A 16,021-nucleotide genomic window follows, 5' to 3' on the forward strand; every position below is an offset into this window, starting at 1 on the left:
ATCGATGATCGCCCCGGGGGTGTGATGATCGCCATACCTCCGGCGCGGTTCACCAGCCGGTCGGGATGCAGTGGCGGCCGTCGCCGGCCGGCTCGACCTGCAGGGTGGCGTGGTCGATCGCGAAGTCCTCGTGCAGCGCCTCGCGGGCCACGGTCAGCACCGCGCCCAGCTCCGCGGCGGGGTCCAGGCTCAGGTGCGCGGAGGCGACGTCCATGCCCGAGGTCAGCGTCCAGACATGCAGGTCGTGGACGTCGCAGACGCCCGGGACGGCGGCCAGGCGAGCGCGTACCGCGGGGATGTCGACGTGCTCGGGCGCGGCCTGGACCAGGATGCGGACCGCCGAGCGGCCCAGCGCGAAGGTGCGCGGGAGGATCATCAGGGCGACCACGACGGCGACGATCGGGTCCGCGTACGCCCAGCCGGTGAGCCAGATGATCAGCGCCGCCACGATGACGCCGGCCGAGCCGAGCAGGTCGCCGATCACCTCGAGGTAGGCGCCCCGGACCGCGATGTTCTCTTTCGCGCCGGAGCGCAGCAGGGCGAACGCGACGATGTTCGCGGCCATGCCGGCGAGCGCGACCGCCAGCATCCAGCCGGCCGGCACGTCGGGCGGGTCGGTGAACCGGCGCACCGCCTGGACCAGCACGTATCCGGCCACGCCGGCGAGCAGCACGGCGTTGGCGAGGGCGGCCAGGACCTCCAGACGGTAGAGCCCGAAGGTGCGGCGGGAGTCGGTGCCGGCCCGGCCCGCGGCGGTGATCGCGGCGAGAGCCATGGCGATGCCGAGCACGTCGGTGAACATGTGACCGGCGTCGGAGAGCAGGGCGAGCGAACCGGTGAACCAGGCGGCCGCCGCCTCCACGACCATGAAGACGGTCAGCAGCCCACCCGCCCACCAGAGGTGCTTGCGGTGCCGGGCTCCTGAGGCCGCCCGGGTGCCGTGGTCGTGGCCGGCTCCCATGTCGTCTACCTTCCGTCGTCGCGCGGGCCCTCGCCAATGTATGCGTACATCGCTATATGTGCAATCAGTTGTGCGGCACGCTCCCACGCGCTGGAATCGTCATGACCCGTTACGCATCGGAAAGGAAGTTTCGTGCTTCGTCGTACCCTTGCGAACGTTCTTCTCTGCACCGCTCTGGCGGTGACCGTAACCGCCCAGCCGGTCTCCGCGGCCGAGACCGGCGCACTACCTGACACAATCACCCTGCCGAGCGGCTTCCAGCCCGAGGGCGTCGCCATCGGCGAGAAGCCCTACGCCTATTTCGGCTCCCGCGTGGACGGCGACATCTACCGCGTCGACCTGCGCACCGGAAAGGGCGCCACCTTCAGCGAGGGCCCCGGTGCCGGCAACCCGTCGCTGGGCCTGAAGGTCGCCGGCGGAAAGCTCTTCGTCTCCGGCGGCACCGCCGGCACGGCCCGCGTGCTCGATCTGCGGACCGGCGCGGTGCTGAAGTCCTACCAGCTGCAGCCGGTGGGCACGACCGCCTTCATCAACGACGTGATCGTCACCGATGAGGCGGCGTGGTTCACCGACTCCCGTAACGCCGTGCTGTTCAAACTGCCCTTCGGGCGGCACGGAAAACTGCCCGCGTCGGCACTGGCGGTGCCGCTCACCGGGGACTTCGTGCTCGGCGAGGGCAACAACGCCAACGGCATCAGCGCCACGCCGGACGGCCGCGCGCTGATCATCGTGCAGTCCAACACCGGCAAGCTGTTCCGCGTCAGCAGGACCGGCGTGACCAGCGAGATCGACCTGGCCGGCGAGCTGGTCAACTTCGGTGACGGCCTGTGGCTGCGCGGCAGGACCCTCTACGTGGTGGAGAACCGGAACAACGTGATCACCAAGATCAAGCTGGACCGGTCCGCGACCGAGGGTGACGTGCTGTCCCGCACCGGCGACCCGCGCTTCGACATCCCGACCACGATCGCCGAGTACGGCAAGCGGTTCTACCTGCCGAACGCGCGGTTCACCACCCCGCCCACGCCGGAGACCACATACAACGCGGTCGCCGTGCCGATTCCCTGACCCGTCAGATCCAGCCGGGATCCGTGCCCACCGTGGTGAGCCGTTGCGTCGCACGCGACAGGGCGACGTACAGGGTGCGGATCCCGGCCTGGTCGACGGCGATCTGAGCCGGTTCGACCAGGACCACGGCGTCGTACTCCATACCCTTCGCCTCCAGCGCGGTGACCACCTGGACCCGCTCCGGCAGCCCGGCGACCCAGCCGGCCACCTCGTCGCGGCGGGGCACCGGCATGATCACGCCGATCGTGCCGTCGACCTCGGTGAGCTGCTTCTCGGTCAGCTCACGGACGGACTCCGGCAGGCCCTCGACGGTCGTCACGACGTCGACCGGTGGTACGCCGGTGCTGCGTACGGCCGAGGGCAGCGGGAGATCCGGCATGATCGTGCGGATCACCCGCGCGGCCACCTCGAAGATCTCCGAGGAGTTGCGGTAGTTGGTGGTCAGCGCGTAGCTGTTGCGCTTACGGGTGCCCAGGGCGCGGTCGCGGGACCGGTCCAGCTCGGCGGGGTCGCCGGACCAGGCCGTCTGCGCCGGGTCGCCGACGATCGTCCAGGACGCGTACGACCCGCGGCGGCCGATCATCCGCCACTGCATCGGCGAGACGTCCTGCGACTCGTCGACGACGACGTGGGCGTACTCCCGGTAGTCCTCGTCGCGCTGCACCTGCTGGGCGCGGGCCGCTGCCTGGCGGTCCGCGTACGTACTGACCTCCTGGATGCCGTCCCGGACGTGGAACGGGTTCTTCGTCCTGCGCTGCGGCTGGCGGGGACGGCCCATCAGCTCGTCCAGCTCGTCGAGCAGCGCCAGGTCGGCGATCGTCGGGCCCTCGGTGGCGAGCGCGTCGAACGAGCCCTGGAGGGTGGCGATCTCGTCGCGGGAGAGGAGTCCGTTCGCGTACCCCCGAAGCCTTTTCTCCTCGGCCAGCCAGCGCAGCACCCGCATCGGGGTGAACCGCGGCCACCACGCCTTCAGGAACTCCCGGAAGTCGCCCCGGTCGGCCAGCTCCGACTCGAACTCGCGTTTCTCCGGCAGGCCGGTGACCCGGTGCTCGCGCGCCTGCGCCCAGAGTGCGTCGAAGACCCGGTCGAAACCGTGCCCGCGCACCTCGTTGCGGCGCGCGCCCCGCGGCAGCGCCTGGCGGCGGATCCGGTCCAGATCGTTCGCGCCCAGCCGCAGCAGCGTGCCCCGGTAGAGCAGGCGCAGCTCGGTCGGCGCACCCGGCACGGCGTCGTGCGACGCCCGCTCCAGCACCCGGCGCATCCGCAGCGAGCCCTTGATCGCGGCGACCGGGCCCGGGTCGACCCTGGTCGCGTCCCAGCCGGGCACCAGCGAGCCGAGCGAGCGCAGCGTCGCGGTCTCCTCGCCGAGCGAGGGGAGGACGGTCGCGATGTACTCGACGAAGACCCCGGACGGGCCGACCACCAGGATGCCGCCGCCGGCGAACCGGCTGCGGTCGGAATAGAGAAGGTACGCCGCGCGGTGCAGCGCGACGGCGGTCTTGCCGGTGCCCGGACCGCCGGTCACGATCGTCACGCCGGACGCGGGGGAGCGGATCGCCTCGTCCTGCTCGCGCTGGATGGTGGCGACGATGTCCCGCATGCCCCGGCCGGTCGCCTTGGCCAGGCTCGCCAGCAGCGCGCCGTCGCCGACCACCCGCATGTCCGCCGGTGCGGCGTCCGGGTCGAGCAGGTCGTCCTCGATGCCGATGACCCGCTCCCGGCTGGACTGGATCATCCGGCGGCGGACCACGCCGAGCGGCTCGGCGGCGGTAGCCCGGTAGAACGCGGCCGCGGCGGGGGCGCGCCAGTCCACCACCAGAGGTTTCGAGTCCTGGTCGCGGATGCCCATCCGGCCCACGTAGTGGGTGGCGCCGGCCAGCAGGTCGAGGCGGCCGAAGACCAGCCCCTCGTATTCCGTGTCCAGGGCGTGCCGGCGGCGGGCCGCGTGATAGACCATCGCGTCGCGCTCGACCAGGGCGCCGAAGGTGCCCACGCCGGCCAGGCGGTAGCCCTCCTTCTCGGCCCGGGACGCGTCCCGGCGCAACTCGGCGAGGCGGGTGTAAACCCGGTCCACGTGCTGCTGCTCGACCGCGATCTCCTGCTGAAGGACGGTGGCGTCGCTCAAGTCGGCTGTTCTCCCTGTCCTGCGCACCGCGAGCACCCGCCGCCATGACGGCCGCGCTCGAGGCCCGCGTTTCCCGTTCGCGCCACCGGCGCTTGCGCGAAGGGGGCAATCGAACTTACTCCTGTCCGGCAAGCCGCGTCGAACCGCACCTCGAACTTCCCCACGATCGTCGCCGCAACCCCGCACCCGCGTGTGGCTTTCGGGTCGCTGGGTGGGCCGAACTCCACACGTGGGCCGTGAGACGTTCCGTGTGTGGAGTTTGGGTCGTTGGGTGGGCCGAACTCCACACGCGGGAGAAACGACTAGGCGGCCTTGCGGCAGCGGGTCTCGGAGGTCGCGGTCGCGCGGCGGGACCGCTTGGCCTCCCGGATCACCCGGCGGACCACCCTGATCAGAGCGGCGGAGACCTCGTCCGGCCGCTCCAGCGGCAGCATGTGCCCGGCGCCGGGCATGACCTCCACCTCCGCGCAGGGCAGCGCCCGGGCCATCGACTCGGCGCAGGCCGGCGGGGTCAGCCTGTCCCGGGAGCCGACCAGGACGGCGGACGGGATGTCGCCGCGCTCGGCGAGCGCGGCCAGGGTGGCGAGGCGCTGCTGCGCGCCGATCGACGCGCGGAAGCCGCCGATCGAGCGGAGCGGCGCGCGGCCCACGCAGCGCATGGTCTGCCGCAGCGCCTCCTCGGAGCAGTCGTCGCCGAAGAGCAGCCAGCGCAGGGCCGGGCGCAGGGCGGGCAGCACGGCACGGTGCGGGCACCAGGCACCGGAGCGGGCGAGCAGGCCGGCCCCGAGGGTCTCACCGGCGCGCAGGACGCTTGCCACGTGCGGGGGCAGGCCGTACCGGGTGTGGGTGTGTCCCTCGGCGGTGGTCGAGACGAAGCACAGTCCGGCGACGCGGGAGGCGAACTCGTCCGGGTGACGGTGGGCGTACTCCATGATCGTCATGCCGCCCATCGAGTGGCCGGCCAGCACCACCGGACCGGACGGCGCGAACCGGCGCAGCACCTCGGCCAGGTCGTCGCCGAGTTGGCCCAGGGTGGCCGAGCGTCGCCGCGTGGCGCCGGAGCGGCCGTGGCCGCGGGTGTCGTAGGCGATCACGCGAGGTGCCTTGCGGCCGATCCCGGCGAGCGCGGTGACCTGATGCTGCCAGGTCCGCCGGTCGAGGCACCAGCCGTGCAGCAGCACGACGGTGACCGGGGCGTCCACCGGTCCGGACGTCTCGACGTGCAGCCGGACGCCGTCGCTGAGCCGGATTGCCGAACGCTGCGGCATGGGCACCTCCGTGTGGTTCACGGCCCCGTTGTACCCACGGGTAATAAGCATCACTCGCGATCACCCGTTTCGCCACTTCTTTCGGACAGGACTTCCGACTCTGGTGGGCAAGACAGTGAGTTACCTCGCAATCACTTTTCAGTCGCCCCTGGCCGACGAAAATCGTCGTCATGACGCCGACCCGTGATGCCCAGGTCATCAGCCCCGCCGACGCCTTGAGCAGGCTCATCACGGGCAACAAGCGCTTTGTCTACGGAACCCCCCGGTACGGGCACGACGTGACCCAGGCGGCCGCCACAGCGGGCGGGCAGCAGCCGCATTCGGTCGTGCTGGGGTGCATCGACTCCCGGGTGCCGCTGGAGGCCATTTTCGACCAGTCGTTCGGGTCGATCTGCGTGGTGCGCTCCGGCGCGCACGTGCTGGACCGGTCGCTGATCGGTTCGGTCGGGTTCGCGGTCGCGAAGCTCGGCGTCTCGCTGATCATGGTGGTCGGCCACAAGCGGTGCGGCGCGGTGAACGCGACGGTCGACGCGCTGCGGGCGGGAACGGTCTCCGAGGGCGAGGTCGGTTACCTCGTGGATCAGCTGGCGCCGGCCGTGCGCGAGGCCGGGGTCGACGACCCGGACGCGGCGGAGAAGGCGGTGCGGGTGCACGTGGCGCGCACTGTCGAGCGGCTGCGCCTGGTCGGCAGCCTGGCCACGGCGATCGCGGCCGGCGAGCTGCGGGTCGAGGGTGCGGTGTACGACCTCGACACGGGCTGGGTGGAGTTCCTCGACCAGTCCGAGGACCAGTCCGCAGCTTGATCAGTTTGACCTGATCATCAGTAAGTGCGAAAAGGCGCCTCCCGGTCGATGACCGGCAGGCGCCTTTCTCGCGTCAGCGGTGAGGTGCTCAGCCCTCGAAGACGCCGGCGTCGACGAGACGCTTCTCGGTGGCGTTCCACCCGTCCTCGGGCGAGGTCTCGTGCAGCGAGGTCAGCTCGGCGCGGATCTTGGCGCCGTGACCGGCGGCGGTCAGCGTCCGGATCTCCTCGACGAAGGCGTCGGAGTCGGTCTTGAGGTGCGTGGTCTTGCCGTTGGTCAGGTTGCGCACGTACGCGAAACGGCCGTTGGCGAGCGGGATGAGGTACTTGTACTCACCGAGCACGCTGAGAGCGCCACCGGCACTCTGTCCGGCGCGGACTGATGCGCGGGCGGTCTTTGAGGTGTTGCTCGCCACGGCGGTACTCCTTGAAGGAAAGCAGAAGAGCAAAGAAAAAGGCCGTAGCAACTCTACACGACGGCCGCTGGACCGTGCCGTCGGAGCAGGTAAGGCCGTTGCACAGGTTATGCCACTACGGCGGCTCCGACAGTCGATGTTGCGGATTCTCTGGCGCACCATCCGTACCAACCGGCATCATGGAGCACGATCAACCGCGGTCGAGGTCGTAGGGGAAGACGCACCTCGGTCTCCGGGAGGTCACCGTGCCAACGTGTGGCGTCGTATACGTCCACTCGACCCCACTCGCCGTGTGCCAGCATGTCGAGTGGGCGATCGCGCGCGTCCTTACCGCGCCGGTCAATTTGCAATGGACCGTGCAACCGGTCGATCCGAGCATGCGCCGAGCTGAGTGCAGCTGGACCGGCCGAGCCGGTACTGGCGCCGAGCTGGCTGCTGCCCTCCGGCAGTGGCCCATGATCCGTTTCGAGGTTACCGAGGAGCCCAGTGCGGGCGTCGACGGGGAGCGCTTCATGCACGTCCCCGGCCGCGGTCTCTTCCACGGAGTCATGGGCGCTTCGGGGGACATCCAGATCGGCGAGGACCGGCTGCGCGCGATCATGGCCTCGGCGCGAGCGCCCGAGGCCCTGTCGCATGCCCTGGAAAAGGCGCTCGGCACCGCCTGGGACGCCGAACTCGAGCCGTATCGGTACGCCGGCGACGGCGCACCGGTCACGCTGCTGACCCGGGTCGGATAGGACGACCCGAAGCGGCGAATACCGGGCAACCCGGCGATAAAGTGGCGACCGTCATCGCCAACTGGTTCGATGGCGATCGTGAAGAACCTCCTGCGCGCTGCTTTTGCCGTACCCCTGCTGCTTTTGACATCAGCGTGCGGAGACGGTGAGCCGGCGCCGCAGGCACCCGCGTCCGCACCCGCGGCACCCAGCGTGGCCGCCTCCGCGAGCTCAGCGCCCTCCTCGTCCGCGGATCCCGCCGCTCGGGCGGCCGAGACCGTCGCCCGGCTCAGCGACGAGGACCTGGCCGGGCAGGTCCTGATTCCGTATGCCTACGGCAGCTCCGCCACCGCGGTCGACAAGGCCGCCGCCGCGGGCAACCGGAAGCTCGCCGGAGTGGACAGCCCGGCCGAGATGATCGCCAAGTTCCGTCTCGGCGGCCTGATCCTGGTCGGCTTCAAGCCGGACGACCCCACCGGCGCCACCAACCCGACCTCGAACGTCGAGAACCCGAAGCAGGTCCGCGAGCTGACTGCGGGCCTCCAGGACGCCGCCGGCAAGCTCCCCGCCGCAGCGCCGCTGCTGATCGGCACCGACCAGGAGTACGGCGTGGTCACCCGGGTGACCGAGGGCGTCACGATGCTTCCCTCGGCGCTGGCGTTCGGTGCGGCGGGTCAGCCGAATCTGACCGAGGCCGCCTGGTTCGCGGCCGGCCGGGAGCTGGCCGCGATGGGGATCAACGTCGACTTCGCCCCGGTGGCCGACACGCTCGGCGCGCAGGGCAGCTCGGTGATCGGATCCCGCTCGTTCGGTTCGGACCCCGCCGCGAACGCCGCTCAGGTCGCCGCCGCCGTGCGCGGCCTGCAGGCGTCGGGTGTCTCGGCCACCCTCAAGCACTTTCCCGGCCATGGGCACACCACCGGCGACAGTCACGACGAACTGCCGCTGATCAAGCAGGACCGCAAGGCGTGGGAGTCGCAGGACCTGCCGCCGTTCCGGTCCGGCATCGACGCCGGCGCGGCCCTGGTGATGTCCGGGCACCTGAACCTGCGGGCCGTCGACTCCGGCGTCGCCGCCACGTTCTCCCGCAAGATCATGACCGACGAGCTGCGCGGGCGGCTCCGGTTCACCGGCGTCGCGGTCAGCGACGCGATGAACATGGAACCGGCGCGGAAGTGGCCGGCGGGCGAGGCGGCGGTACGCGCGCTCAACGCCGGCAACGACATGCTGCTGATGCCGCCGGACATCACCGGAGCCCGCGACGGCATCCTGACCGGGCTGCGGACCGGCACCCTGAAGCGGGAGCGCCTCACCGAGGCGGTCACCCGGATCCTCACGCTCAAGTTCCGCTCCGCGCACACCGTCCAGCCGGAACTGTCCACGGTCGGCTCGGAGGAGAACGCGCGGGCCGTCGCGGCCCTCGACGCCGCCTCGATCACCGTGCTGCGCGGCCGGTGCTCCGGCGCGCTGGCGAGCGGGCCGGTCACCGTGAGCGCGTCCGGTTCGCGCGAGGCCGCCCGGGTCAACCTGGTCCGGGCGCTGCAGGCGGCGGGCATGACCGTGCAGGCGGCCGGTGGCGCCGTCGTCCACCTGGTCGGGTACGGCGACAGGCAGATCGACCTGGACGACTCGGCCGCGATCACCGTGATGATGGACAGTCCCGGCCTGCTGGCCGCGTCGAGGTCACCCACCCTGATCGCCACGTATTCATCGAGCAAACTGTCGATGGCCGCGCTGGCCGCGGTGATCGCGGGTAAGGCCTCGGCGCCCGGTAAGTCGCCGGTGGCGGTCGGCAAACTGCCTCGCAGTGCCTGCACGAAATAAAAGTGCCGTGGCCGGCGGGGCCGGCCACGGCGTGGTTCCAGGGGATCAGGCGCGGGTGAAGACCAGCGCCACGTTGTGACCGCCGAAGCCGAACGAGTTGTTGATCGCGGCCTGGATGTCCGCGGGCCGCGCCTTGTGCGCCGCCACCTCGAGGTCGAGGCGCTCGTCGGGGTCGTCGAGGTTGATGGTCGGAGGGATGATGCCGTCCCGGAGGGCCAGGATGGTGGCGATCGACTCGAGCGCGCCGGCCGCGCCGAGCAGATGACCGGACATCGACTTGGTCGAGGTCAGGATGGGGTGCGTCCCGATCGCGGCCTTGATGCCCTTGATCTCACCCATGTCGCCGACCGGGGTCGAGGTCGCGTGGGCGTTGACGTGCTGGATGTCGGCGCCGGTCAGGCCGGCGTCCGCCACGGCCATCCGCATGGCGCGGATGCCGCCCCGGCACTCCGGGTCGGGCTGGACGATGTCGAAGCCGTCCGAGGTGATCCCGGCACCGGCGAGACGGGCGTAGATCCGGGCGCCGCGGGCTGCGGCGTGGTCGGCCCGTTCCAGGATGAGGGCGCCCGCGCCCTCACCGAGGACGAAACCGTCCCGGTTCTTGTCCCACGGGCGGGAGGCCTTCTCCGGCTCGTCGTTGCGGGTCGACATGGCCCGCATCGACGCGAAGCCGGCCATCGGCAGCGGGTGCACCACGGCCTCGGTGCTTCCGGCCACCACGACGTCCGCGCGGCCCAGCCGGATCAGGTCGAGACCCAGCGCGACCGCCTCGGCGCCGGTGGCGCAGGCGCTGGCCATGGCCCGGACGCCGGCGCGAGCACCGAGTTCCAGACCGATGTAGGCCGCCGGGCCGTTCGGCATGAGCATCGGCACGGTGTGCGGGCTGACCCGGCGCGGCCCCGACTTCTCCAGGATGTCGTCCTGTTCGAGCAGCGTGATCGCACCCCCTATCCCGGTGCCGTAGCTGACCGCGAGGCGCTCCGGGTCGGGACCGTTCTCGGCCAGCCCCGCGTCCGCCCAGGCCTCCCTGGCCGCGATCACGGCCATCGCCTCGGCGCGGTCCATCCGGCGCAGCTTGACCCGATCGATGACCTCGGAAGGCTCGACGGCGAGCTGAGCCGCGATACGCACAGTCAGTGGACCGGCCCACTCCTGGGTGAGCGGACTCACCCCGGAGCGGCCGGCGAGCATGGCGTCCCAGGTGGACGCGACGTCCCCGCCCAGCGGGGTCGTCGCACCCAGCCCGGTGACGACGACGTCTACGTTGCTCATGTCAGTGATTCGCCTCGATGTAGGTGACGGCGTCGCCCACGGTCTTGAGGTTCTGGACCTCGTTGTCGGGGATCTTGACGCCGAACTTCTCCTCGGCGGCCACCACGACCTCGACCATGGACAGCGAGTCGACGTCCAGGTCGTCGGTGAAGGACTTCTCCTCGGCGACGTCGTCGGGGTTCACACCGGCGACCTCCTCGAGGATCTCAGCGAGGCCGGAGGTGATCTCTTCGCGAGTAGCCATTTCTAGGTTCTTTCCTCTCGATGGTGGGTTGGGCGGACGGCCCGTCGCCGCTGCTCAGGGGCAGCGCACGACCTGGCCGGCGTAGGTGAGGCCGCCGCCGAAGCCGAACAGCAGCACCGGCGCCCCGGAGGGCACCTCGCGGCGCTCGATCAGCTTGGACAGGGCCAGCGGGACACTCGCGGCGGACGTGTTGCCCGACTCCACGAGGTCCTTGGCGACGATCGCGTCCGGGCTCAGGCCGAGCCGCTTGACGATGCCGTCGATGATCCGGGTGTTGGCCTGGTGCGGCACGAACGCGGCCAGCTCGGACGGCTCGATGCCGGCCCGCTTGCAGACCTCGATCGCGAACGGGGCCAGGGCGGTGGTCGCCCATCGGAAGACCGTCTGGCCCTCCTGCTTGATGTAGGGCTGCCAGCCCTCGATCTTCAGCGCGTCGCCCTTGTCCGGGGCGGAACCCCAGAGCACCGGGCCGATCGCGGCCTCCTCGCCGTCCGGCACGGCGCTCACCACGGCCGCGCCGGCGGCGTCGCCGAAGAGCACGGCGGTCGTCCGGTCGGACCAGTCGACGACGTCGGAGAGCTTCTCCGCGCCGATGATCAGGGCGTTGCGGCTGGCACCGGCGCGGATCGCGTGGTCGGCGGTGCCGAGTGCGTACGAGAAGCCGGAGCAGGCGGTGTTCAGGTCGAAGGCGGCCGGCGCGGCGATGCCGAGACGGGCCGCGACCCGGGTGGCCACGTTCGGGCAGCGGTCGATGGCCGAGCAGGTGGCGACGACGACCATGTCGATGTCGGAGGCGGTGAGCCCGGAGGCGGCGAGCGCCTTCTCCGCCGCGTAGGTGGCCATGTCGGCGACCGACTCGGAGTCGGCGACGCGCCGCTCGGCGATGCCGACCCGGTCCCGGATCCACGCGTCGTTGGTCTCCAGGGTGTGCGCCAGGTCGTCGTTCGTGACCACGCGAGAGGGCTGGTAGTGGCCCATCGCGACGATGCGGGAACCCGCGGTCATCGTGCTCCTCCTTGCTTACCGTGCCGGGCGATCAGGTCGCGGGCGGCCGGCAGGTCGTCCGGCGTGTTCAGGGTGACGATCTCGGGCGCGCCCTCTCCCTTGAGCTCGCGCTTGATCAGGCCGGCCAGGGTCCCGGCCGGGGCGAGCTCGACGACGCCGGTCACGCCCTTCTCGGCGAGCGTCCGCATGCACAGGTCCCAGCGGACCGGGGCGGTCACCTGGCCGACCAGGCGCCGGAGCATCTCCGTCCCCTCGGTGACCACCGAACCGTCCAGGTTCGACAACAGCAGGCGGGCCGGATCGGTCACGGTCGCGCCACCGGCGACCACGGACAGCGCGGTCTCGGCGGGCGCCATGTACGGCGTGTGGAAGGCTCCGGCCACCGCCAGCGGGATGACCCGGGCCTTGGTGGGTGGCGCGGCGGCGAACTCCGCGAGGGCCTCCTTGGCGCCCGCGGCGACGATCTGGCCGGCGCCGTTGCGGTTCGCCGGGTACAGCCCGTGCTTCTCGATGGTGGCGACGACCTCGTCCGGGTCGCCGCCGAGCACCGCGCTCATGCCGGTCGGCTCCAGCGCGCAGGCGGCGGCCATCTCCCGGCCGCGGACCCCGGCCAGCGTGATCGCGGCCTCACCGGAGAGCACCCCGGCGAGCGCGGCGGCGCCGAGCTCGCCGACGCTGTGCCCGGCGACCAGGTCGGCGTCGTCGATCGGCAGCTGCTCGGCGGCGAGCAGGGCGGCGGCGACCAGCAGCGGCTGGGTCCGCGCGGTGTCCTTGATCTCCTCCGCGTCGGCCTGCGTGCCGAGATGGACCAGATCGACGCCGGCGAGCGCGGACCACCAGCGGAGGCGGGCCTCGGCGCCGGGGAGTTCGAGCCAGGGGGTCAGGAAGCCGGGCTTCTGCGAGCCCTGGCCGGGCGAGAGTACGGCGAGCACGTCCTCGACTCTTCCGGATGAGAGGGGGATACGGGGTAGCCGGGCACGACCAAACCCTACGACCTGGGTTGTAGGGTTCCTACAAAACAGGGGTCAGGTTGGGCGGGCTCGTCCTGATTTATGGTGCAGGTCGTTGGTCACGTGAGGGATGTGTTCCCGGACACCATCACGTGGCCGGGTCCAGTCTTCCGATCGTGAGGGCCATCCGCAGCGCGAATGCGTCCCGTCCATCCAGGGGGGACAAACCGGTCACCTCGGTGACCCGGCGCAACCGGTACCGGACCGTGTTCGGGTGCACGTAGAGCTCACGTGCCGCACTCTCCAATACCCCGCCGGCGGCGAAAAACGCGTCGAGCGTCTCCAGAAGTCCGCTGCCGGCCCGGCCGAGCGCCCCGTGCACGTCGTGGCGCAGCTTGCGCCGGGCGTCCATGTCCCCGGCCAGGACCCGCTCCGGCAGCAGGTCGTCGGCGGCGACCGGAGACGGCGCGCCGGGCCACGCGGAGACCGCGCGGAAGCCGGCGAGCGCGGCCCGGGCCGACTCGGTGGCCTGGTCCAGCGACGGCACCCCCGGGCCGACCACGATCGGCCCCTCGCCGAAGCCGGAGCTCAGCGCGGCCGCGGTGGCGACCGGGTCGTTCGCGCCGCCCACGACGACGACCAGGCGGTCGCCGTGCACGCCGCCGATCACCTCGAGCCGGGCGCGCCGGGCGGCACGGTAGACCGCGTGCAGGACCGCGGTGATGTCACCGCCGGGGGAGCGGCCCACCACCACCGTGACCGGCGGCGCGTCCACCCAGCCCAGCGCGGCCGCGCGGCTGGCCAGCACGTCCGAGGAGTCGCCGCGCAGCAGCGCGTCGACCAGCAGCGCCTGGAGCCGGGCGTCCCACGCGCCACGGGACTCCGCGGCGCGTGCGTAGACCCGGGCCGCGGAGAAGGCGATCTCCCGGGAGAACCGCAGGATCGCCCGCAGCAGCGCGTCCCGCTCGCCGCCCTCGGCCAGCTTCGTCACCTCGGTCTCGGCCACGTCGATCGTGACCTTGACCAGCTGCACGGTCTGGGTCAGCGTGATCACCCTGGCCAGGGCGCGTGGTGCCGCGGCGAACACCTCGTCGGAGATCTCCTGGGTGGCGGCGACCGTTCCGCCGGACCGGAGCCACTCCACGAGCGACCGGACGCCCGCCTGTGCGACGAGCATCACCCAGGAACGCTGGTCGGCCGGGAGCGCGCGGAACCACGGCAACGTCTCATCCATGCGTACGACGGCCGCACTGGCCAGTGCGCCGGCCTGTCGTTCGATGCGGCGCAGGGTGGCGGGGAGCAGGGGGTTCGCGGTGCTGGTCGGTGCCGGGGCCGTGTCTGCCACGGCCACAGCGTGACACGTCTCTCGCCGTGACCGCGTGGCACAGGACTTCGCACATCTGGATGACACGCCGCCAAGCGGGCACACGGTGAGGGTTTTTAGGGTGTTTCATGACATTTGACCGGGATAGCGGTGCGCCTCTCCCACGATTTCGGTCGGTGACCTGGCAAGGTGTCGGACTAGCGTCGGCCGGGCGAGAGTTGTTAACCCATGACGTCGCGGTGCCGATGAAGAGACTTGCCGAACAGAGGAGGCGAGATGATGGAACGGGATGACGCGTTCGCGCGTACCGAAAGTGATCCCGCGTCCGAGGAGTTGCCGGTGGCCGTGCCGGCCGACGAGGAGCCGATCGTCGACCCGGGACTGGGCCGCGTCGGCTGCCGGACCGACCTGCGCGGCTGGGCGGGTGCCCACCTGCACGGCGCGGTCCGGCCCCGCAGGCGAGCCGCGGGACGTGGGCGGCCACCGGGCCGCTGGTGCTGAGTCTCCCCGTACGGGTGAGTCGTCCCGATCGGACGGGCGCGTTACGGGCGTAACGCCGTCCGGGCTGGTCAGCTTGGCTCGGTGGACGACAAACGGCGGCTGATCCTCGACCAGGCCCTCGCTCTCGTGGACGAGCGCGGGCTCGCGGCGATGTCCATGCGCGCGGTGGCGGAGCGCGTCGGGCTCACCTCGATGGCGCTCTACCCGTACGTCGGTGGCAAGGACGCGCTGCTGGACGGGCTCGTCGACCTGCTGCATCTGGAACTGGGCACGGTCGTCGGCGGTGACCTGGCGGACATCGACTGGCGGGACCGGCTGTGTGCGCTGGGCCGGGCCGTGCGCGCGCTCGCACACGCCCACCCGAGCGCGTTCCCGCTGCTGCTGAACCGGTCCGCGGCCGGAGCCTCGGCCTCCTGGCTGACCGCGGCGCTGCGCGGCATCCTGCACGACGCCGGTGTCCCGGACGGTGAGGTGCCCCGGCTGGCACGGCTGATCTGCGCGTTCTTTCTCGGTTACACCACCGGGGAGGTGACCGGTGGCCTGCCCCGCGAGGGCGCCTCGTCCGAGGGCACGTCGTCGGAGTTCGACGCGGACCTCGCCGACCTGGTCGCGCTGGTCGAGCGGGTCACACCCTGCGGCGGATCAGGAACGCCATGCCGGCCAGGCCCATCAGGATGACCACCAGGACCGCGCCGTTGAGCAGGAACAGCCGGCGCACCTCGGTGAACACCTCGGCCATGCTCTCCACCGGGTTGTACTTCGCGGCGTCGAGGTCCTCGCCGATGCCGCCGCCGATGCCGCCGTTCACCACGTCCGGCTTGGCCTTCAGCGGCGCCCCGCTGAGCCGCAGCGACTCCGACATGGAGAGGCGGCCGTAGAACCAGCCCGCGGCCTTCTTGCCGGACGGCTGCTTGGCCGGGCGGTAGGCGCGGGGGCCGCCGGCGGCCAGCGGGTAGAGGTCGTAGATCTGGTGGGGCGCGTCCTTGACCAGGAGCCGAACCGTGTACTTGGGGCCGAGCTTGTCGGCCTTGGGCGCGGACGTCTGCGGCTTCTCCGAGGCCAGCCAGCTGACCTCCTGCAGGAGCATCTGGAACAGCTTCGGCTCGTTCTCCTGCCGGACCACGATCGCCGACGAGATGCCCTTGCCGGAGACCTCCACGGCGGTCGGCTTCGTCGTCTTCGGCGCGCCCTCGGCATGTGCCGCCGACGGCGCGGCCCCGGCGCCGAGCAGGATCGCGACCACCAGAGTCGCGGCTGCCGTCGCCAGCCGTGTGATCGTCCCTCGCACCATCCGACCTCCCCCGCCCGTGGATGGACATGGACCACCAATCGGTCCATGCCTCTCAGCCTTCCCGGACACCGGTCCGTCCGCATCTCGCGGCGGGACTTTTTGGAGCCATTTGGGGGGACGGCTGACGAGACGGCGTGACCGTTGATCAGCGGCCGAACAGTATCAAGTCTCGGCAATCCGTGGGGGTGGAGGCCACCCCCACAGCGGATGACATCACCGCATGCGGCGACCCGGTCTTTCCAACCGGTCACCGCATG

16 protein-coding genes are annotated in these 16,021 nt (G+C 71.4%); 6 read left to right on the plus strand and 10 right to left on the minus strand.

Annotation, left to right across the window (positions count from 1 at the left end; all coding sequences use genetic code 11):
• Window positions 1–49: 49 nt before the first annotated feature.
• Complete coding sequence (locus AB0M02_RS45815) at window positions 50–961, minus strand: cation diffusion facilitator family transporter (RefSeq protein WP_364238824.1); 912 nt, start codon at window positions 959–961, stop codon at window positions 50–52.
• 132 nt (window positions 962–1,093) lie between these two features.
• On the opposite strand from AB0M02_RS45815, the gene AB0M02_RS45820 reads away from it, so the two are divergent.
• A complete protein-coding gene (locus tag AB0M02_RS45820) occupies window positions 1,094–2,026 on the plus strand; it encodes a superoxide dismutase (protein ID WP_364238825.1) in 933 nt (310 codons plus the stop codon).
• A gap of 4 nt (window positions 2,027–2,030) precedes the next feature.
• On the opposite strand, the gene AB0M02_RS45825 is transcribed toward AB0M02_RS45820, so the two are convergent.
• Together AB0M02_RS45825 and AB0M02_RS45830 are read right to left on the minus strand one after the other, a co-directional pair.
• Entirely contained in the window at window positions 2,031–4,151 is a 2,121-nt protein-coding gene (locus tag AB0M02_RS45825; protein ID WP_364238826.1) for an AAA family ATPase, read from the minus strand.
• Window positions 4,152–4,453: 302 nt separating this feature from the next.
• Window positions 4,454–5,419 carry an alpha/beta hydrolase gene (locus AB0M02_RS45830; protein ID WP_364238827.1) on the minus strand — a complete coding sequence of 322 codons (966 nt, stop codon included), beginning with the start codon at window positions 5,417–5,419 and terminating at the stop codon, window positions 4,454–4,456.
• A gap of 170 nt (window positions 5,420–5,589) precedes the next feature.
• Here AB0M02_RS45830 and AB0M02_RS45835 point away from each other — a divergent pair, with 170 nt between their 5' ends.
• Window positions 5,590–6,222, plus strand: a complete 633-nt coding sequence (locus tag AB0M02_RS45835; RefSeq protein ID WP_364238828.1) for a carbonic anhydrase — start codon at window positions 5,590–5,592, stop codon at window positions 6,220–6,222.
• Window positions 6,223–6,310: 88 nt separating this feature from the next.
• On the opposite strand, the gene AB0M02_RS45840 is transcribed toward AB0M02_RS45835, so the two are convergent.
• The gene (locus tag AB0M02_RS45840; RefSeq protein ID WP_364238829.1) at window positions 6,311–6,637 is read right to left on the minus strand and encodes a hypothetical protein; all 327 of its coding nucleotides are present in this window, start codon (window positions 6,635–6,637) and stop codon (window positions 6,311–6,313) included.
• Between the two features lie 245 nt (window positions 6,638–6,882).
• On the opposite strand from AB0M02_RS45840, the gene AB0M02_RS45845 reads away from it, so the two are divergent.
• Both AB0M02_RS45845 and AB0M02_RS45850 read left to right on the plus strand, forming a co-directional pair.
• Window positions 6,883–7,374 carry a DUF3145 domain-containing protein gene (locus AB0M02_RS45845; RefSeq protein WP_364238830.1) on the plus strand — a complete coding sequence of 164 codons (492 nt, stop codon included), beginning with the start codon at window positions 6,883–6,885 and terminating at the stop codon, window positions 7,372–7,374.
• Window positions 7,375–7,443: 69 nt separating this feature from the next.
• Window positions 7,444–9,177, plus strand: a complete 1,734-nt coding sequence (locus AB0M02_RS45850; protein WP_364238831.1) for a glycoside hydrolase family 3 N-terminal domain-containing protein — start codon at window positions 7,444–7,446, stop codon at window positions 9,175–9,177.
• Between the two features lie 45 nt (window positions 9,178–9,222).
• Here AB0M02_RS45850 and fabF read toward each other — a convergent pair whose 3' ends face one another.
• The 5 genes from fabF to AB0M02_RS45875 form a co-directional block, all read right to left on the minus strand.
• Window positions 9,223–10,449, minus strand: a complete 1,227-nt coding sequence (fabF, locus tag AB0M02_RS45855; protein WP_364238832.1) for a beta-ketoacyl-ACP synthase II — start codon at window positions 10,447–10,449, stop codon at window positions 9,223–9,225.
• Between the two features lies 1 nt (window position 10,450).
• On the minus strand, window positions 10,451–10,693 hold the full coding sequence (locus AB0M02_RS45860) for an acyl carrier protein (RefSeq protein WP_203788909.1): 243 nt from the start codon (window positions 10,691–10,693) through the stop codon (window positions 10,451–10,453).
• Window positions 10,694–10,747: 54 nt separating this feature from the next.
• Window positions 10,748–11,698, minus strand: coding sequence for a beta-ketoacyl-ACP synthase III (locus AB0M02_RS45865; protein WP_364238833.1), 951 nt, complete (start codon window positions 11,696–11,698; stop codon window positions 10,748–10,750).
• A complete protein-coding gene (locus tag AB0M02_RS45870; protein WP_364238834.1) occupies window positions 11,695–12,630 on the minus strand; it encodes an ACP S-malonyltransferase in 936 nt (311 codons plus the stop codon). The genes AB0M02_RS45865 and AB0M02_RS45870 overlap by 4 nt, the downstream gene beginning before the upstream one ends.
• A 166-nt stretch (window positions 12,631–12,796) precedes the next feature.
• Complete coding sequence (locus AB0M02_RS45875; protein WP_364238835.1) at window positions 12,797–13,993, minus strand: helix-turn-helix domain-containing protein; 1,197 nt, start codon at window positions 13,991–13,993, stop codon at window positions 12,797–12,799.
• Between the two features lie 255 nt (window positions 13,994–14,248).
• Between AB0M02_RS45875 and AB0M02_RS45880 the strand changes: the two genes are divergently transcribed.
• Window positions 14,249–14,473, plus strand: coding sequence for a hypothetical protein (locus tag AB0M02_RS45880; RefSeq protein ID WP_364238836.1), 225 nt, complete (start codon window positions 14,249–14,251; stop codon window positions 14,471–14,473).
• Between the two features lie 81 nt (window positions 14,474–14,554).
• A complete protein-coding gene (locus tag AB0M02_RS45885) occupies window positions 14,555–15,151 on the plus strand; it encodes a TetR/AcrR family transcriptional regulator (RefSeq protein WP_364238837.1) in 597 nt (198 codons plus the stop codon).
• Here the strand turns inward: AB0M02_RS45885 and AB0M02_RS45890 are convergent.
• Complete coding sequence (locus AB0M02_RS45890; protein WP_364238838.1) at window positions 15,099–15,764, minus strand: hypothetical protein; 666 nt, start codon at window positions 15,762–15,764, stop codon at window positions 15,099–15,101. The genes AB0M02_RS45885 and AB0M02_RS45890 overlap by 53 nt on opposite strands.
• Between the last annotated feature and the right edge of the window lie 257 nt (window positions 15,765–16,021).

Origin of the sequence: Actinoplanes sp. NPDC051861 (assembly GCF_040681145.1) — a bacterium.
GTDB lineage: Bacteria > Actinomycetota > Actinomycetes > Mycobacteriales > Micromonosporaceae > Actinoplanes.

Bases quoted from the DNA above. Each gene is read 5' to 3' on its own strand.
- AB0M02_RS45815 (WP_364238824.1), bottom strand. From the start codon at position 961: ATGGGAGCCGGCCACGACCACGGCACCCGGGCGGCCTCAGGAGCCCGG.
- AB0M02_RS45830 (WP_364238827.1), bottom strand. From the start codon at position 5,419: ATGCCGCAGCGTTCGGCAATCCGGCTCAGCGACGGCGTCCGGCTGCAC.
- AB0M02_RS45835 (WP_364238828.1), top strand. From the start codon at position 5,590: ATGACGCCGACCCGTGATGCCCAGGTCATCAGCCCCGCCGACGCCTTG.
- AB0M02_RS45850 (WP_364238831.1), top strand. From the start codon at position 7,444: ATGGCGATCGTGAAGAACCTCCTGCGCGCTGCTTTTGCCGTACCCCTG.
- fabF (WP_364238832.1), bottom strand. From the start codon at position 10,449: ATGAGCAACGTAGACGTCGTCGTCACCGGGCTGGGTGCGACGACCCCG.
- AB0M02_RS45860 (WP_203788909.1), bottom strand. From the start codon at position 10,693: ATGGCTACTCGCGAAGAGATCACCTCCGGCCTCGCTGAGATCCTCGAG.
- AB0M02_RS45865 (WP_364238833.1), bottom strand. From the start codon at position 11,698: ATGACCGCGGGTTCCCGCATCGTCGCGATGGGCCACTACCAGCCCTCT.
- AB0M02_RS45880 (WP_364238836.1), top strand. From the start codon at position 14,249: ATGATGGAACGGGATGACGCGTTCGCGCGTACCGAAAGTGATCCCGCG.
- AB0M02_RS45890 (WP_364238838.1), bottom strand. From the start codon at position 15,764: ATGGTGCGAGGGACGATCACACGGCTGGCGACGGCAGCCGCGACTCTG.